At 62.3% G+C, this 15,787-nt stretch carries 16 protein-coding genes and 1 pseudogene; 4 read left to right on the forward strand and 13 right to left on the reverse strand.

The genetic code is table 11. The annotated features are described in order from the left end of the window. Window position 1: 1 nt before the first annotated feature. The 7 genes and pseudogenes from IE126_RS21510 to IE126_RS21535 form a co-directional block, all read right to left on the reverse strand. Window positions 2-682 carry a hypothetical protein gene (locus IE126_RS21510; RefSeq protein ID WP_189382200.1) on the reverse strand — a complete coding sequence of 227 codons (681 nt, stop codon included), beginning with the start codon at window positions 680-682 and terminating at the stop codon, window positions 2-4. Continuing rightward, window positions 679-1,251, reverse strand: coding sequence for a DNA methyltransferase (locus tag IE126_RS26100; protein ID WP_229825771.1), 573 nt, complete (start codon window positions 1,249-1,251; stop codon window positions 679-681). Before IE126_RS26100 ends, IE126_RS21510 begins: the two co-directional genes overlap by 4 nt. Window positions 1,252-1,303: 52 nt before the next feature. Then, window positions 1,304-1,762, reverse strand: a pseudogene (locus IE126_RS26105) (DNA cytosine methyltransferase); the annotation flags it as partial. A 5-nt stretch (window positions 1,763-1,767) separates the two neighbouring features. After that, a complete protein-coding gene (locus IE126_RS21520; RefSeq protein ID WP_189382202.1) occupies window positions 1,768-2,775 on the reverse strand; it encodes a helix-turn-helix domain-containing protein in 1,008 nt (335 codons plus the stop codon). Then, a complete protein-coding gene (locus IE126_RS21525; protein WP_189382203.1) occupies window positions 2,772-3,167 on the reverse strand; it encodes a VRR-NUC domain-containing protein in 396 nt (131 codons plus the stop codon). Before IE126_RS21525 ends, IE126_RS21520 begins: the two co-directional genes overlap by 4 nt. Next, window positions 3,164-3,403: a hypothetical protein gene (locus IE126_RS21530; protein WP_189382204.1), complete on the reverse strand. Its 240-nt coding sequence runs from the start codon at window positions 3,401-3,403 to the stop codon at window positions 3,164-3,166. The genes IE126_RS21525 and IE126_RS21530 overlap by 4 nt, the downstream gene beginning before the upstream one ends. Further along, window positions 3,400-3,660 (reverse strand): helix-turn-helix transcriptional regulator, encoded by a 261-nt coding sequence (locus IE126_RS21535; RefSeq protein ID WP_189382205.1) that lies wholly within the window; start codon window positions 3,658-3,660, stop codon window positions 3,400-3,402. Before IE126_RS21535 ends, IE126_RS21530 begins: the two co-directional genes overlap by 4 nt. Window positions 3,661-4,233: 573 nt before the next feature. On the opposite strand from IE126_RS21535, the gene IE126_RS21540 reads away from it, so the two are divergent. After that, window positions 4,234-5,499: a tyrosine-type recombinase/integrase gene (locus IE126_RS21540; protein WP_189382206.1), complete on the forward strand. Its 1,266-nt coding sequence runs from the start codon at window positions 4,234-4,236 to the stop codon at window positions 5,497-5,499. Window positions 5,500-5,524: 25 nt separating this feature from the next. Here the strand turns inward: IE126_RS21540 and IE126_RS21545 are convergent, their stop codons facing one another. Further along, window positions 5,525-6,124 (reverse strand): hypothetical protein, encoded by a 600-nt coding sequence (locus tag IE126_RS21545; protein WP_189382207.1) that lies wholly within the window; start codon window positions 6,122-6,124, stop codon window positions 5,525-5,527. A 1,020-nt stretch (window positions 6,125-7,144) separates the two neighbouring features. Here IE126_RS21545 and IE126_RS21550 point away from each other — a divergent pair. Genes IE126_RS21550 through IE126_RS21560 form a run of 3 tightly spaced genes read left to right on the forward strand, consistent with a single transcriptional unit; the run spans window position 7,145 to window position 10,893 of the window. After that, window positions 7,145-7,651 (forward strand): hypothetical protein, encoded by a 507-nt coding sequence (locus IE126_RS21550; RefSeq protein ID WP_189382208.1) that lies wholly within the window; start codon window positions 7,145-7,147, stop codon window positions 7,649-7,651. Then, window positions 7,632-8,693, forward strand: a complete 1,062-nt coding sequence (locus tag IE126_RS21555; protein WP_189382209.1) for a hypothetical protein — start codon at window positions 7,632-7,634, stop codon at window positions 8,691-8,693. The genes IE126_RS21550 and IE126_RS21555 overlap by 20 nt, the downstream gene beginning before the upstream one ends. Next, entirely contained in the window at window positions 8,686-10,893 is a 2,208-nt protein-coding gene (locus IE126_RS21560; RefSeq protein ID WP_189382210.1) for a hypothetical protein, read from the forward strand. Before IE126_RS21555 ends, IE126_RS21560 begins: the two co-directional genes overlap by 8 nt. A 447-nt stretch (window positions 10,894-11,340) precedes the next feature. Here the strand turns inward: IE126_RS21560 and IE126_RS21565 are convergent, their stop codons facing one another. The 5 genes from IE126_RS21565 to IE126_RS21585 all read right to left on the reverse strand — a co-directional run bounded on the left by IE126_RS21565 (window position 11,341) and on the right by IE126_RS21585 (window position 15,771). Next, a complete protein-coding gene (locus IE126_RS21565; protein ID WP_229825773.1) occupies window positions 11,341-12,441 on the reverse strand; it encodes a Fic family protein in 1,101 nt (366 codons plus the stop codon). A gap of 212 nt (window positions 12,442-12,653) precedes the next feature. Then, window positions 12,654-13,316 carry a pyridoxamine 5'-phosphate oxidase family protein gene (locus IE126_RS21570; protein WP_155065522.1) on the reverse strand — a complete coding sequence of 221 codons (663 nt, stop codon included), beginning with the start codon at window positions 13,314-13,316 and terminating at the stop codon, window positions 12,654-12,656. Window positions 13,317-13,330: 14 nt separating this feature from the next. Then, window positions 13,331-14,515 carry a trans-sulfuration enzyme family protein gene (locus IE126_RS21575; protein ID WP_155065521.1) on the reverse strand — a complete coding sequence of 395 codons (1,185 nt, stop codon included), beginning with the start codon at window positions 14,513-14,515 and terminating at the stop codon, window positions 13,331-13,333. Continuing rightward, window positions 14,512-15,147: an FMN-binding negative transcriptional regulator gene (locus tag IE126_RS21580; RefSeq protein WP_071166603.1), complete on the reverse strand. Its 636-nt coding sequence runs from the start codon at window positions 15,145-15,147 to the stop codon at window positions 14,512-14,514. The genes IE126_RS21575 and IE126_RS21580 overlap by 4 nt, the downstream gene beginning before the upstream one ends. Before the next feature lie 6 nt (window positions 15,148-15,153). Further along, the gene (locus IE126_RS21585) at window positions 15,154-15,771 is read right to left on the reverse strand and encodes an XRE family transcriptional regulator (RefSeq protein WP_071166602.1); all 618 of its coding nucleotides are present in this window, start codon (window positions 15,769-15,771) and stop codon (window positions 15,154-15,156) included. Between the last annotated feature and the right edge of the window lie 16 nt (window positions 15,772-15,787).

The following is a 15,787-nucleotide window of genomic DNA, read 5'->3' on the forward strand; positions in this document are numbered from 1 at the left end:
GCTAACAGCGGCTTGGCGGGGTTCTTTCCCACGGCTTTGCCTTCGGCATCGCCCTCGTCAGCTCAACCTCGCGCAGCATCCCGCATTCGATCAGACCGTCCCTGACCCAGTTCAGCGCCTGCCACCATTCTTCATAGCCGCGCCGGGCGGCCTCGATCTGATGGGGGTGGGGCGAGAAGGTGACGGGGCAGGCAAGGATGTCGATGGTTTTCCATGTGCCACGGGCGCCCGGTCCACGCACGCGGATGCGCTCGGTGCCGACGACGATGGCCCCTGCATGTGTGCCATGCTGGTTCTGCTTCACGATTTTCGGCACACAGCGCGGGACGGCGCCTGGCATCCAGTCCGGGGTCAGCCCGGCGCGGGCCAGCTCGGCGACGCGGATCGCCATGCGCTTGCCTCCGAGGCTGTCGGGGATCCCGGCGACGGTGGCGGCGATCACCTCGGCGTCCTCGTGGGTGTAGCCGCCGATCTTGTGCTGGCCGCCGTCGATGTTGCAGCCCAGCACGGCACGCTGGAGCAGGACGTATTCTAGGCCGAAGCCGAAACCTTCCTCGGTGACGTCTGCGGGGAGGGGTAGTTCCAGCTGCGCCTGCTCGATCCGGAACGCCCATTCCAGCGCGGCCTGCACGCCCAGCGCGCGCTTGATCCTGGTGCCGCTGACGCGGCCGTGGAAACTCATGGCTGCAATCCTTCAAGGAAATCCATCTGCGCCGGGCGCTGGACCGCATCGGTCGGCCGCCAGATCCACGGGCCCGAGGCCATGGGCAGCTGCGAGAGAGCGCCACGCATGTGCTGCTGCCAGAGGGTGAACTCCGTTGCCGAGCAGGCGCAGAGCGCGTGCCCGATGGGCCAGCCCATCAGCCATCCGACGAAGAGCGGGTTCAGCCGCCGCCGCGACCGGCCCTTCAGGATCCGCCGCGAGGTGACGCGCCCATGCGAGGCAATCATCGAAGCCCAGAGCGGGCGCGAGATCGGGGCGTGCGGCGAGGACCGTGGCCCATCCGGCAAGGTCGCCGGGGCCGGGCGGATGAAGCCCTGCTCTGCCCGGTAGTGCAGAAGGTCCATCCGGGACTTGCCATCCGTGCGGGTGATGCTGGCCTCGCTGCTGCCCTTCCAGTTCTGCGCCGCCGGAGTCGGCCAGTGGTTCGGCAGGGCCTTCGCGATGCCCAGCGCCAGCGCTTCCGCCTTTCGCGTGAAGTCGCTGTTCCCGGCCGGGTTGTAGCGGCCCGTGCCGGGGTGCAGGCTCATCGGTGTGGGCCAGGATGAAGATCCGCAGCCGCTCATGCGGCGCGCCGACCTCTGCCGCCGAGAACAGGCCCGCCGCAGGCGTGTAGCCCATGCCCCAAAGCTCTCGCAGGACGGTTTCAAGGCCGAGGGTGACGTGCCCGGCGACGTTTTCGAGGAAGACCCATTCCGGGCGACATTCGCCAATGACGCGGGCGACGTCGGGCCAGAGGTGGCGGGGATCGTCGGCGCCACCGCGTTTTCCGGCCGCGCTGAAGGGCTGGCAGGGGTAACCGGCAAGGACGGCGTCGAACGCGCCGCGAAAGGGGCGGGCGTCGAAGCTGCGCAGGTCGGTCCAGATTGGGGCCGGGGCGAAGTATCCGGCTGCTTGCGCCGCGATGAGCACCGCCCTTGGCCAGTCCTCCCATTCGACGAAGGCGCGGGTGTGATAGCCGGGTTCGGCGAGCATGAGGCCCAGATCAAGGCCTCCGCCGCCCGCGCAGAGGGACAATCCGTGTCGGGGACGTGATACCATGCCAGTCACCGCACCCCGCGCTCACGCAGGCGTTCCGGCGTGACCAGCCCCCGGGCCAGCATGGCGTCGCGCATCGTGTTGCTGATCGCGCTGACCGGCAGATACCGGTCGGAGTTGACCAAATCGGCATAGAAAGCGGGGAGGTCAGTGATCGGCTTCGACGTCGGGGCGGGGGCCGACTTGGGCTTGCGCCGTTTCCGCACGGCATCCTCGACCTTGCGCTGGGCGGCGCGCTGCATGGCGCGGTCCAGTGCCTTCGGCCCATCGGGCGGTTCGGGGCGTTCCTGGCGGCTGGCTTCGGCCGTCGCGATGATCTCCGCCTCGGTCAGGCCCAGTTCGTCGCGCCAGCGCTGGACGTGCAGCCGCGGTGGCCATCCTTGCCACCAGCCGGGCAGGGCGTCGGGGTCGAGGCCCAGCGCGTCCAGCAGGTCTCCGAAAACCTCATCGGAAATCGCCTCGCGCGCCTGCGCGCCCTCCTCCTCCTTTACTGGTTTACTTAGAGGTTCCCTTACAGGGTTAGTGTCCGAATTCCGGACACGGCTTTCGGCATTTTCCGGACACGGCTCGGCTGGAAATTCGGACACGGCTCGCGCGCCGATCCCATGTCCGAAATCCGGACACGGCAAGGCATCCGCCATTCCATCGACATCACAACCATCGGCATCGTCGAGGCTTTCCGCGCAGCCGTCGTTCCCGTGTCTGATTTCCGGACACGGCACCACAGCCACGGGTGTGAAGCCCGGCTCGAACCCCAGGATGTAGCGGGTCGGCAGCTGGCGCTTGGTCACGGGATCGAGCCGCGGCACCCGCCGCAGCAGGCCCACGGCCTCCAGCTGACCAAGATGATCGTTCAACGTCGACCGGCTGATTTCGCAGTCATGCGCCAGCCGATCCTGCGAGGGGAAGCAGCCGTAGTCCGGGTTGAACCGGTCGCAGAGGTGCCAGAGCACGATCTTGGTCGTCGGCTTCAACCCGCGCTGCTTGATGGCCCAGTTGGTGGCCTCGTGGCTCATGGCGCGGGCCTCCGCGGGGCAGGGGCGATGCGCGTGGTGAAGCCGTGATCGGCCAGCGCGCCCAGCGCATCATCGAGGCTGCGCACCAGCGCCCAGCCAAAGCCCTGCGCCTGCACCGCATCGCGGAACGCCTCCTGCTCAGGCCGCAGGCGCCCCTTCGGAGCTTTCAGCTCGAGGAAAAGGACACGGCCGTCGCAGATCACCATCAGATCGGTGAACCCGGCATGGACGCCCATGCCGACGAGGATCGCCTGGCGCTTGGCCCCGCGGGGCCCGGCCTCAGTGACTTCGTTGGCGCAATGATGGATGATGGCCGAGCGGTGCAGGGCGACGCGCAGCGCCTGTACAACCGCGCGCTGCAGATCAGCCTCGGGGGTGCCACGACGCATCATCGCGCGGCCCTCCCCTGATCTTCGCGCTGGGCGCGGCTGACCGGTCGCCGCGCGTCGATCACCACCAGCAGGCGCTGGGCATCCGCACGCTCGCCCGGGGTCTCACCATGCTGGGCAAGCACGTTACAGGCGAGCCGGATCAGGAGGTCGCTGTGATGCGCGACATCGGCGATGACGGCACGCGCCTCGGCCACGCGGTCGGCGGGCCAGGCGGAACTGTGGGGCTGGATGGTCATGACCGACGCCCTCCGGCACGGCGACGGCGCGGGGCGGCCTGTTCCTGCTCCTCCAGCCATTCCTCGACGGCGGCGCGGCGGTAGTAGACCTTACGCCCGGCCCGAACGCAGGGTGGGCCCGTCCGCATCGCTTCCCAGCGGCGCAGGGTGTCGACCGAAAGGCCGAGTTCCAGCGCAAGGTCGAGGCGGCTGATCCAGCCGACCAGCAGGGTGCGGGGTTTGTCTTGTCGGTCTGGCATCGATCCGAGATGCGGCATCGGGGTCTCCTGGTCCTCGCCCCGAACATCGGGGACGTCTTGCAGGGACCAGTGAGCGCAGAGCCCGAGGGGTGGCGGCGAGGCGGAGGGTGGCAGAAAGGACGCCACCTTTGTGCCACCCCTTGTTTTATTGGGGTTTGCGATGGTGATCGGGTGGCGGGGTACATTTCGGCCGGTCCTGCCGGATGGGCGAAACGGACGCCAAGGCCGCAAACACCAGCGAACACCCGGATTGACCGGCTTTGACCTGCATCGGAGGGCAAAGAGGGGGTGGCACCCGGCACGGCACCCCTGCCACCCATTGAATTCCTTGAGGATTTGTTGCTGCGCGGATCTTCAGCGGCCTGATTTGCAGCGTGATGACTGCGCCTGCGGTCTCAGTCGTCCGGTTGCGCGCGTCGACACCAGTCGCGCATCGATCCGCCCAGCGCCGAAAACCCAAGAAAACAAGGGGTGGCACTGCTGTGGCGCCCTTTGCGCCACCCTCCGCCTCCCCGCCACCCGACCTGCCATGCTTGCCTTGATAGTCAGGCGAAACCACGCCTCATGTCGGATGCAAGAAGGACCGAAGCCATGCCCGAACGCATCAAGCTGACCGAGAAAGTGCTGCGCGACGCTGAGCCGGTGCCGGGGCGGGACTACCAGATCTTCGATACCGACGTCCGGGGCTTTGCCGCCTGCATCTACCGCGGCGGAGGGCGGGCCTTCACGCTGGACTACCGCCACGCCGGGCGGCAGCGCCGGATGACCTTCGGGCGCTGGCCTGAATGGTCGGTATCGGCCGCCCGGGAACGGGCCAAGGAACTGCGACGCGAGATCGACGCCGGGGCCGACCCCCTAGGCCAGCGCGAGGCGAAGCGCGAAGCCCCGCGCGTGACCGACCTGATCGAACGCTACTGCGCCGAGCATCTCCCGAAACTCTCTGCCCGCAGCGCGGCCGATCAGCGGTCGGCTCTGGCCAAGATGGTGGCACCCGTCTGGGGACGAAAGCTGGTGACGGAGATCACGCCGACCGACGTCGACAAGCTGCTGACCAAGATCGCCGAGGGCAGGGCGCGGCCGCACAAGGAAAAGCCCAACAACCGGGCGCGCAAGTTGCAAGGCGCGAAGCCTACGCCGGTGCGCGCCAACCGGATCGGGGAGGTGCTGCGCAAGATGTTCACGCTGGCGGTCCAGTGGGGCTGGTGCGAGGACAACCCCGCCCAGCGCTTCCACCGCCGCACCGAGACGCCGCGCGAACGCTTCCTGTCCAAAGAGGAAATCGCCAAGCTGGCTGCCGCGCTGGACGCGGCCGAGGACCGGCGCGCGGCCGACATCATCCGCATGTGCATGCTGACCGGCGCGCGGCTGGGCGAGGTGCGCCAGTCCCGGTTTGAACAGTTCAACCTCGAACACATGAGCTGGTCGAAGCCGCCCATGATGACGAAACAGCGCCGCGCCCACCGCGTGCCGATCTCGGACGAGACGGCCGCCATTGTGCGCCAGCGGCAGCTGCTGGTACCGAAGGGGTCACCGTGGCTATTCCCCGGCGACACGCCCGGCCAGCCGGTGCAGGAGGTGCGCCGCTTTTGGGCGCAGGTCCAGAAGCAGTGCGGGCTGCAGGATGTCCGGATCCATGACCTGCGCCACACCTTCGCATCGCTCTTGGTTAGCGGCGGCGCCTCATTGGAAATGATCGGCAAGCTGCTGGGGCACAGCCAGATGCAGACGACCCTGCGCTATGCCCACCTGATGGACTCACCCCTGCGCGCCGGGGTCGACGCCGTGGCCAGCGCCTTCCGGCCAAAGCCCCGCCTGATCCATTACGCTGACGATCACGACGGCCGGAAGACCGCCTGATCCGGGCCAGCGCGGACCCTCGTCATCACGCTTCCTCCCGCCGCAACGCCCTCCATATCGGCGTGATCCTCCGCCGGATCGAGCGGCTGTCGGGCATCTTCTTGCCGTCCGACCGATCCGCGAACCAGTCTTGCATCTCGGCAACCAGCTCGGCTTGAGTGGCGGGCAAACCGTGATCATGGATCCGCACGATCAGGGCGATGTTCATGCCTTCCCAATCGTATGGCGTAGCAGCACCTGGCCCCGCCGCCACCCGCCGCACCATGTCGTTCTCTTCCTCGAAGGCATGTACCTCATCGGCCATGACCATCATGTCCGCGACCGCCACCGTGACCCCGCCGACAGGATCGGTGATGATCTGCCACTGGCCCTTCTCGCCCGTCATGATCCGGCGCACCACGCCCTCGGTCGGGCCGGTCCCGCAGCGCCGGAACAACGGCATCAGGTCCATCGGCGAGAGGACCACCCGACCGGCGACGATCTCCTCACCGCAACGCACCAGGCCGATGCCGGTCATGATGTGGAACTTGCCCGTCGCGGCCCAGCCTGCGACGTCGGCGATGTTGCAGCCCCAACGGGCCGTGACTTCCTGAATGGTGTAGTAAACGCGGGGCGGCAAAGCCATGACAGATCATCCTCACATGAACCGAGGACGGGCCGAACTCATACCGCCTGCAGCCCGTGCCGGGGGGCGGCACGGGGTCAAGAGATCGGGCGCAACGACACGAGAGGCGCCGGGGCGCCTTCGGTCAGAGCGACTGGTGTACCGATAGACCTGTTATGCTTCTGGTTGAGGGCTGCTCTCCTCAAGGATGCACCCTGACGCGGGCTTCGATTCGGAGCAAGGGGGTGGGGACCACGACGCTGTGGACAACCTCAAAGCATCGATGGCGGCCCCACCCGATATGCCGAGGCTTTCCGGTGCATGGACACCGAGGGCATGTCACACCGTAGAAGTGGTCGGCTGCGCCATAGGCTTCCAACCATGGCTACCGCTTGGAAGCGGCCATGTTGACACTGTTGCGCAACGAACACTCTGGTGCCGCTCTCACGGCGACCAATCCCATGATCTCCTCTACCTCCCCGCACTTGGACCGCGTCGTTAAGCCACTGGATCGACTATCCATCGACGACACTTGACAGACATGTAAGGGCAGTGCTTGCCTCGGTGAACTAAAACGAGATTGGGGCAGGAATGGGGTTAGCGGAAGATCTTCAGTCGACGTTTGGTGGGCACCCGCTGAGCCGTATTTATCTTGTGAACCTTTTTGAACACTGCTCTGTCGGGCACCTTCCTGCAGCAGAGATAGCGAGCGTGTTGGGCGAGGCAACGCATCGACCGTCCGCAGGGTTCGATGACTACGATGACGGTGTGGATATCGCCTACGAAGAAGCTCGTGCGCTTATCCACCGATTCAGGAACCTATCCCAGTCTATTTCAGTGCTCTCTGTGGGAGCGATCAGGCCAGACCCAATCTCACATTGCACTCTAGTTCGAGTTTACAAGCGAAAGGATTTCGAGAAGTACGTTAGAGCACACCTTACCGCGGCTAGACTACCAGGTTACATTCCGCCGCCCTTCACGGCTGGCGACGTACGTGCCCAGTGGCTTACTCAGGATCATGACCTCATTTTCCGAAACCGATTGTCGGCCGACCCCGACTTATTCAGCGCAGAAGCAGTCGTCGCACGACTTGGCCTGATCCATTTTTGGGGAAATCCCGAAGAAGTGTGCTTTGTGCATATGAATTGCGCTTCTCTAGCATCGGACGGAAAGCGTCCAACCGCCATCGATGGCGATTCCAACCCTGCCTATCTAGCGGTTTCCATGGGCGAGAAGTTCAACCGTGCACTTCCTCTTCCTGCGCCCACATCGACGTCGTCGTACATCCCAGAGTTCGCCCGAACTCTCGACCTGGCCGGGGTGGAGGGTCGGCAGGAGTTGATTGACGGAGGGATCGAGTTCATTGTGGACCTGTCTACCAGTAGAGTCGCTGAGACCATCGAGGGCGATGTGACAGTCGTCGGTCCCCTCGACGTGTCGTCCACCCGTGCTTCAGAAATGTTGACTCTCATCGACTGGATTCGGTGCTCGGACAAAAAAATGTCTCAGGTTTACAAAGGCTTCGAAGATGCGCTACCTACCTCCTGACCTCGAAGCAGTTCCGACCAAGACCAGCGAGTGGACGAGTTCGCACGCGAAGACATGGCTGTGGCATGGGTTCTCGCGCTACCACCTCCGCAGTGATGACATCCCGGCATTCTTTCCGCTAGGCGACTACTTCTCGGTTCTGGAAAGTCCGGAAACCGAAATCGGGCGTCTATGTTCAAAATCAGTGCGCTTTCGATCCAAGGTTGTCCCTGCCATAGCCGGGCTGCTGGGCGATGTCCCTCCAAGTGAAACTGGGTTTCGCGTCTTCCACCATCTACAGAATCTGACGATCGAGCTGCACGAACCTTCCCTTATTGAAGCGATGTGGAACCGTCTCGCGTCACCGGGGTTTCTTGATCGTGCACATTCGGAACAGAAGCAAGAGCTGTTCGCGCGAGCCTTTCTCTGCGCGGAAAAGTTGAGTTCTTCGGACGAAGTTCAAGAGCTACTGAAAACGCGCATGCTCGCTTCGAGGCACTTCAACCCGGATTGGACGCCATCCATTCTTGCGGCAATGCTTCAGAAAGACCCCGCCAGCGTCGTCGCGTCGCTCCGGCTTTTGTCAGCATTTGTTGATTCAGTGGCAGATGAGGCAAGAGTCTCCTCCATCATCGACGGATGTACGAAGGTCATTGCGGAATTAGTGCAATCTTATGCCGACCCTTCAAAGATCGTGGAAGCGATGAACGCCGAAGAAATTTTCGAGATGGCAACTCTGCCCGGGGATAAACGTATCACCGGGGGTATTGCCCTTGTTTTCGCGGAGAAGCTGAAGATCGACTTTGAACAAAAGGATCAATCGTCGACGGCTGACTCGCCAAATCATGAAATCGTGGCAATCGACGCATCGGATTTGCTAAACGACGTGAAGGGCAAGTTGTGGCATGTCGCGACAACCGCGACGCAAGCATTGATCAAGGCAGTCGTGCCTCGGGATTACCGCTCTGCCAAAATGTTGAACAAACGAAGAGAATTCCAGCGACGCAATCAGCCGGGCGACCAGGTTCGTTGGCAAGACGAAAGGATGCCGATCGATGTCTGATCTCAAAGCGGGAAAGCCAAGTTGGATAACGATCGTTAGAGAGGCTGCAAGCCTTTGGTTGCGGTTTCAAGCCGGTCGCGAACTGGATGCAGATGGAAAACTCGAAGACCCCATCTGGGCCATTGATCCTTCAGTAGCAATGTTGTTCGTGGCGCCTGCTGAGACCAAGGACCGGCCCGACTTGCTTGGATTGCTTGATGAAGAGACTCTCTCCGATTTTGCATTCTTACTCGGAGCCCAGTGCAGGAACGAGGCAAGAAACAGATCTATTTTCCTTTATGGCCAAGAGGCTGATTTCCAATCAATTTACAGTTCAATGGTGCGCGCCGCATCAGGCGCCAGAAAGGGCATCCAGTCAGTCTTTCCTGAGTTAAGCGAGACCCATCCGAGTAACGGTGAAGAGAGCTTCATCAAGTTGCGGCTAGTGCGGAAGGCTCTCTCGACCGCTGACGCCAAGTTTACACTTTTGCGAAATTTTATTCGCGAGACCCAGATTGCCGATTCTGTTTCGGCCGAGCGCGCGGGCTTGATGCCCAAGGTGAACACTGAAGATGACGAAGTCGACAAGCTGGCGCAGGTTTGGTTCGATGCACTGAAGGCCAAGAAGTCCAAGCGGCGCGCAGCACATCTAATACAGAGTGATGCAGTTGCCCTTGCACATTTGCATTTCTTGAACCTCACCAGTGATCGCCCAGTCCTCCTTTTGACTTCAGACCCTCACATCCATGAGATTAGTTCCGAACTTGAACTTCCCGGCAGTGGTTTTGTGGTGGATCCTCGCTACCTGTTCTTTCGGGAAGAGTTCTCCATCTTCGGAGGGGTCGTTGTTAGCCAGGATGGCATTGGTCTTGAAGACTGGCTTCGAATTGTATTGTCTCCTTTCAGCAAAGGTGGAAAGCTCGATCCGAAACGAGTTCGCGACTTCCTGAGTTTTGCGGACACTAGCGAACAGAGTAACCGTTCGGCAAATGTGCTGATCCGGACTACAATTGAGAGAATTCACGGCGGAACGGTGGATTCATTGCCCAGTAGGTTCCGTAGGTTTGTTCGGCTTAAAATGAACGCTGCGGCGCGAGATATACTTGACGATATCCCGACTTTTGCAAATCTCGGGCAAAAGATACTCGATGGTCAAAGCTCGGACACTGAGGAACTTCTGCGCAGGTGGCAGATAGCAGAACTCACCAACATAAACACTACTGCCTTGGTGACTAGTCTGTTCACGAGCAAACAAGCCACTGCTTCCGATCGGGCCTTCAAGACACGCATGCCGCTTGCGATCCGTTATCGCGATGAGAATGATCGCCTATTGTTCAGTCAGCAACTTCAGAAAGCGATAGAGACCAAACGTATAGCAAAAATCCAAGACCGTGACGGCACTCGGCAGAAATACAATATGCATTTGGTTTCCTGCCAGCTTCATGCTGCGATGGGAGATTGGCGAGCCGCAGATTCGCTCGCGCGAATGGCCGTTCTGCTGGCAGAACTAGGAGATGAGTCGGATCCGATATATGGGCACGAGGCATTCTATGCCACCGCCGTCACGGCACGCCATCGCCTTGACCGCGCAAGTGAGATCGGCAGCATTGTCAGGAGCCTTGATGAGGCGAAGGCTAGGTTCTCGAGAAGGTATGAAGGTAGATCCGATCTACGTTTCTCCGTCGAATTGATTTCGTTGGAAATTACCAGGCGTTACTTGCTCCGCTACTTTCCTGATGAGGGGTGGAATGAGGCTGAAACTGGCCTCTCATCCGTTTCGCTAGATGGCATGCTGGAATCTTTGGTGAGGGACGGCGAAGCGTTACAAGTTTCGGAGGCGGAACTTGAGACTGATCGCATTGTTGATTTGAGCTTGCTCAAACAGGTCTCGGTCAATGGCATCTCTACTCTAGTGCTTCGCGCCCTTCTGAATGGGAATCGAATTGGTCTAATTTCGGAGCATAGAGAATTCTCGGTCTTCCGTGCTGGCCTGGTCTATGTGGCTGAGGCCATACAGGACTCACCGGATCGCGGTCATCAGCTTTCGTCGGAATATTTTACATTCACAAGTTTTCTGGCTGATTATTGTGGTGCGGATGAGGCAGAGAGGGTGACACAGGGGCTGAAGGATCGCCTGACTGACCAAGGAAAGAAAATAGCCGACCGTTCGGAGTTTCGGTTCGACCCTTGGAAGATCAATGATATCTTCAGCCATCTATGATGAAATGGGTTTTCTTGCATTCTGATTGGTTTGGTGTTGTCAATGAAACGAAGCTGCCGGAGCTTTGCGGACTGGTAGGTTGTGATCATGTTGGGGGTGTTTCAGTTTACATCAACGCCACATCAACCTGCGACTGCGGGTTTAGCGGCGGGTTTGCGGTTTGATCCGCGTGAATTCGGATGAAGGCGACGTCGAAAAGCACGCCATCACAAAGGCTTGCCTCGTAAGTTGCCGATTTCTCTAGCGTTTCGGTTTTTCCCGTCCATGGGCTCATAACCTGAAGGTCGCAGGTTCAAATCCTGCCCCCGCAACCAGAATATCCAATAGTATCAAAGACTTCAAAGCCGAGCATAACCCTCGGCTTTCGCGATTCCAAATTCTTGTCAACACCTGGTCAACGTTTTGCGAGCCCCCCTTCGAGGGGGCAGACAATCGTGGCCATCGGCGTCACAGCACCAGCTCATAATGCGTGCTGCGGCCGCCACCATCGCCTTTCCGCAGCAGCCCGAGGTCCAGCAGTGCCGCGATGTCACGGTTCGCCGTGTCCTGTGAGCACTTGGCAATCACCGCCCACTTCGATGATGTCATCTTGCCTTCGAACCCGTCGAGAAGGCGGTTCAGTACCTTGATCTGGCGTTCGTTCAGCGCCAGCGCCGCAGCGCGCTCCCAGAACTGTCCCTTGGCGACCACCGCCGCCAGAACGCCATCTGCGCCGTGGATGGCTCTGCCGAGGCAGTCGAGGAACCATAGGATCCACGACGTCACGTCCGTGGCACCCTTCTGGGTGCGCTCAAGCTGGTCGTAATAGGCGTTCCGCTCGGTCCGGATCTGCGCGGACATGCTGTAGAACCGCTGCGAGCTCCCCTCCGACCGGGCAAGTGCCAGGTCGGCGATGGCGCGAGCGATGCGGCCATTGCCGTCCTCGAAGGGGTGGATCGTGACGAACCAAAAATGTGCCAGTGCCGCCTTGACCACCGGATCGGTGGTCAAGGGCGCGTTGAACCAGGCGAGAAAGGCTTCCATCTCCGCCGCGACCCGCGGAGCCGGGGGCGCCGAGTAATGAACCTTCTCTCGGCCGTAGGGCCCAGACACTACCTGCATCGGGCCGGTACTGTCATCGCGCCAGTCCCCGACGATGATCTTCGTCATGCCGCTGCGGCCGGTCGGGAACAACGCCGCATGCCACCCGAAAAGGCGCTCGGCTGTAAGCGCGGCCTGATAGTTCCGCGTCGCGTCCAGCATCACCTCGACGATGCCTTCCACATTGCGATCTGTGGGGGGCAGGGCGCCGATGTCTATGCCAAGCCTTCGCGCGAGGGATGACCGCACCTGTGTGGCGTCCAGCTGCTCGCCCTCGATCTCGCTCGTCTTGACGACATCCTGGGTCAGCGTCTGAAGGACCGCCTCTTCGCGCAGCTTGAAGCCCAGCGCTTCCATCCGGCCGATCAGTCGCCCCTGGTCGTGACGCACGGCAGCTAGGGGCGCGGCGATGCTGCCATCCTGCCAGGTCAGCCTTGGCCAGTCTGGTTGCTCCCAGATGTACATCATATTCTCCGCGCTAGGTGCGGCGATTGTGGGCTGCATTCTCCGCATATGCAAGACTAAGCGACGCAGAACTTGCGGAGAATATGGACGCTAATCTCCGCATGAGCTTGATAAGTCGGGGACCTGACGCCAGGCGCGGCCATTGGCCCGTCGCGCTGCAACGACTTCTCTCGGCCCAAAGCGGACGTTCAGGTAAATAAAACCGCCGGTCGCGCTCAGGCTTGCCCGGCTATGCGAGCAACTCCCTTTGCATGGTCCGGCGTATCGGCACCATCCTTGTTGCGTGGGTCGGCGATGGGAGCACCCAGCGTGACAGATGCGGGCAAGACACCGGCCCAGATCGGCAGATCGTAGTCGTCGGGTTCGTCCGTGGGCGGGCCAGATCGGATCTTGGCGCTGCCTTCGGTGATGGGCAGCGAGAGGATCGTTGTAGCCTTCACCTCCTGCGGCAACATCGGACGCAAGAGCGCGCTGCGGCCCGGCCAGAGGCCCTCGATCATCGCGGTGAGGTGCGCGGCCTTTTCCTCCTCTGGCACCACCTCGGCAATGCCGAACAGCGTGACGGAGCGCGTATTGACCGAATGGTTGAAGCCGGAACGGGCGAGGACGAAGCCGTCGAGGATCGTCACGTTCATACAGACATCCTGCCCCTTCCCTGCGCGCAGGGCGTGGCTGGCGGAAGAGCCGTGCCAGTAGACCCGATCCCCCTCGCGCCATTGCAGCGTCGGGGTGAGGTAGGGCTTGCCGTCGCGGACGTAGGCCACGGTGCAGAGCGGTTGGGCATCGAGGATGGCGTGGATGGTGGCGACGTCGAACCTGCCGAGGTCATGCATACGGCGGAGGCGGCTGCGGTCGGTCAGGGGGAGAGTTTCGGTCATCTTCAGCGCTCCGGTCACAGGCAGCGGGCCAGATCGGCGCAGATGTCGTCGGGGTGTTCCAGCCCGACCGACAGGCGGAAGATGCCCCGCCCCGTAAGCGCACGGAACCGCGCCTCGGCCTCGGGAGGGTGCTGATAGGTCGATTGCAGGATGTCGTCAGTGCCGATCCAGTAGATCAGGCTGCGGAGATGGCCGAGCGAGACGGCGAAATGCACGTGTTGCAGGTCGCTCACCATCCGGCGGGCGATCTCGGACCCGTCTTGATGCGTCTGGAAGGCAATCATGCCGGAGAAGTTCGCCATCTGCCTGCGGGCAAGGTCGTGCTGGGGGTGCGAGGGCAGGCCGGGGTAGAACACGCGGGACACGGCAGGGTGCAACTCGAGCCATTTTGCGACCACCATTGCGTTGTATTGATGGGCACGCATCCGGATCGGCAATGTCTCGGCTCCGCGCATGATGAGCCAGGCGTTGAAGGGCGACAGGACGCCGCCGAAATGCACCGCAGCTTCGAGGTTCAGCGCATCGAGATCGGCCTTGCGACCCAGCACAGCGCCGCCCATCGCATCACCATGGCCCGAGATGTATTTGGTCAGCGAGTGCACCACGAAATCCGCGCCGAGCGCCAACGGCCGTGTGCCGATGGGCGAGGCGAAGGTGCCATCGACAACCACATCGCGCAGGCCACGCGCATGGGCAAGATCGGCAAGAAGCGCGATATCGGCGAGTTGGAGCGTCGGATTGCAGGGCGTCTCGAGCCAGAGCATGCGGGTCGCGGGGGTGATCGCGGCGGCGACCGCGTCCGCATCGGTCGTGTCCACGAAGCTCGTATTGATGCCGAAGCGCGGCAGGCTGTTGCGGATGAACTCTGCCGTGCCGGAATAGGCGTTTTCCGGGAAGATCGCATGATCGCCCGCGCTGAGACGCCCCATGATCACCGCATGGGTCGCAGCGATACCCGAGGCGAAGCAGCGTGCATCCTCGGCCCCTTCCAGTGCTGCGAGTTTCTCTTCGAGCTGCCGCACCGTCGGATTGCCCGAGCGGGCATAGATGTATCCTGCGCTCTCGTCCTCGTCCAAGGCCGAGAAGCCGGTCAGTTCGCGGGGCAGGAAGGTCGCGGACATGACGAGGTTCGGGGAGGAAGCGCGGGTCGTCGGGTCCACCGCTTCGCCAGCGTGGACAGCCATGGTTTCGATCTTCATGCCCCTTCTCCGATCCTGCCGTAGCGCCGGACGAGCGCTGCCATTTCCGGATGCGCCTCGGCCAGTCCTGCGGCCACCCCCTTGCGATCACCTTCGGGCCGGTTCTGGCTGACCTTCCACTTGCCTTCGAGGCGCTGGATGTCGATCTCGATCCCGACGATGCCCCGCAGCTGCGCCTCGATATAGGTGCGCGGCGCGTCGGAGACGTGCCAGGGCTCGGGCCTGTCGGCCTCGTGCCGGTCGGTCAGCGCGGAAATCTGCGTGTCGAGCCACTCGGTATCCGCCCGCACCCGCGCCGTGCCGCGCGCCTGAACCATCGCATAGTTCCAGGTCGGCACGACCTTCCCAGTCTCGCGTTTTGTCTCGTAGAAGGCGGGCGTCACGTAATTCAGCGGGCCTTGGAAGACGACCAGCACCTCCGCCCCGTCGAGCTCGCGCCACTGCGAGTTGGCGCGGGCAATATGGGCCTGCAACCGGCCGAACGGTCCGATGGAGCGTTGCAGCAGGAACGGCAAGCCATTCGCCTGAAGGCCTTCGCGGTCGTGCGAGATCAACAGGCCGAAGGGGTGGGTTTCGATCAGGTCGTGCTGGACGTCGAGACGGTCCTCGCGGTGCTGTTCGGGTTGATACATCGAGGGCTACTCCGCAGCGGGTTCGTGGACGGTCATTGTGAAGCGCAACGGCTCCTTGCCGGGGTTGGCGTAGGCGTGTGGCCTGTCGGTCAGCGCGATGGCCGATCCTCCCGCCGAGACCAGATGGGTCGCCCCATCCACGGTCAGTGCCAGCGTGCCGTCGGTCACATGGATCAGCTCCCGCGTTCCGGCCCCATGCACGGCCGCCTCGAAGCTCTCGCCGGGCATCAAGACCCAGTCCCAGATCTCGAGCATGTCGGGACCTTGCGTCCCCGCAAGCAGTGTTGCGGTGCCGCCGGATGGGCCCGTCCAGAGTTGCCGAGCATCGTCACGGCCAAGGACTGTCACGGCCTGAGCGGTCGCCTCGGTCGGTGCCACGAGGTCAGCCACCGAAACATCCAGCGCCGCGGCAAGGCGGCAAAGCGTCGAGATGCTCGGATTGCCGCGCTGCTGTTCGATCTGGACCAGCGTGCCTTTGGCGACGCCGGCCTTCTGGGAGAGAGCGTCGAAGGACAGGCTTTTCGCTTTGCGAAGTTCGAAGATACGCGCGGCGACCGTGGCGGCGAGGACCGCTTCCTGTTCGTCTGCGCGGGGGGGGCTGGGTGGGCGTGCTATTTCGGTCATTATGATGTGATACTTC

The sequence above is a fragment of the Gemmobacter nanjingensis genome (assembly GCF_014652195.1).
GTDB classification, from domain to species: domain Bacteria; phylum Pseudomonadota; class Alphaproteobacteria; order Rhodobacterales; family Rhodobacteraceae; genus Gemmobacter; species Gemmobacter caeni.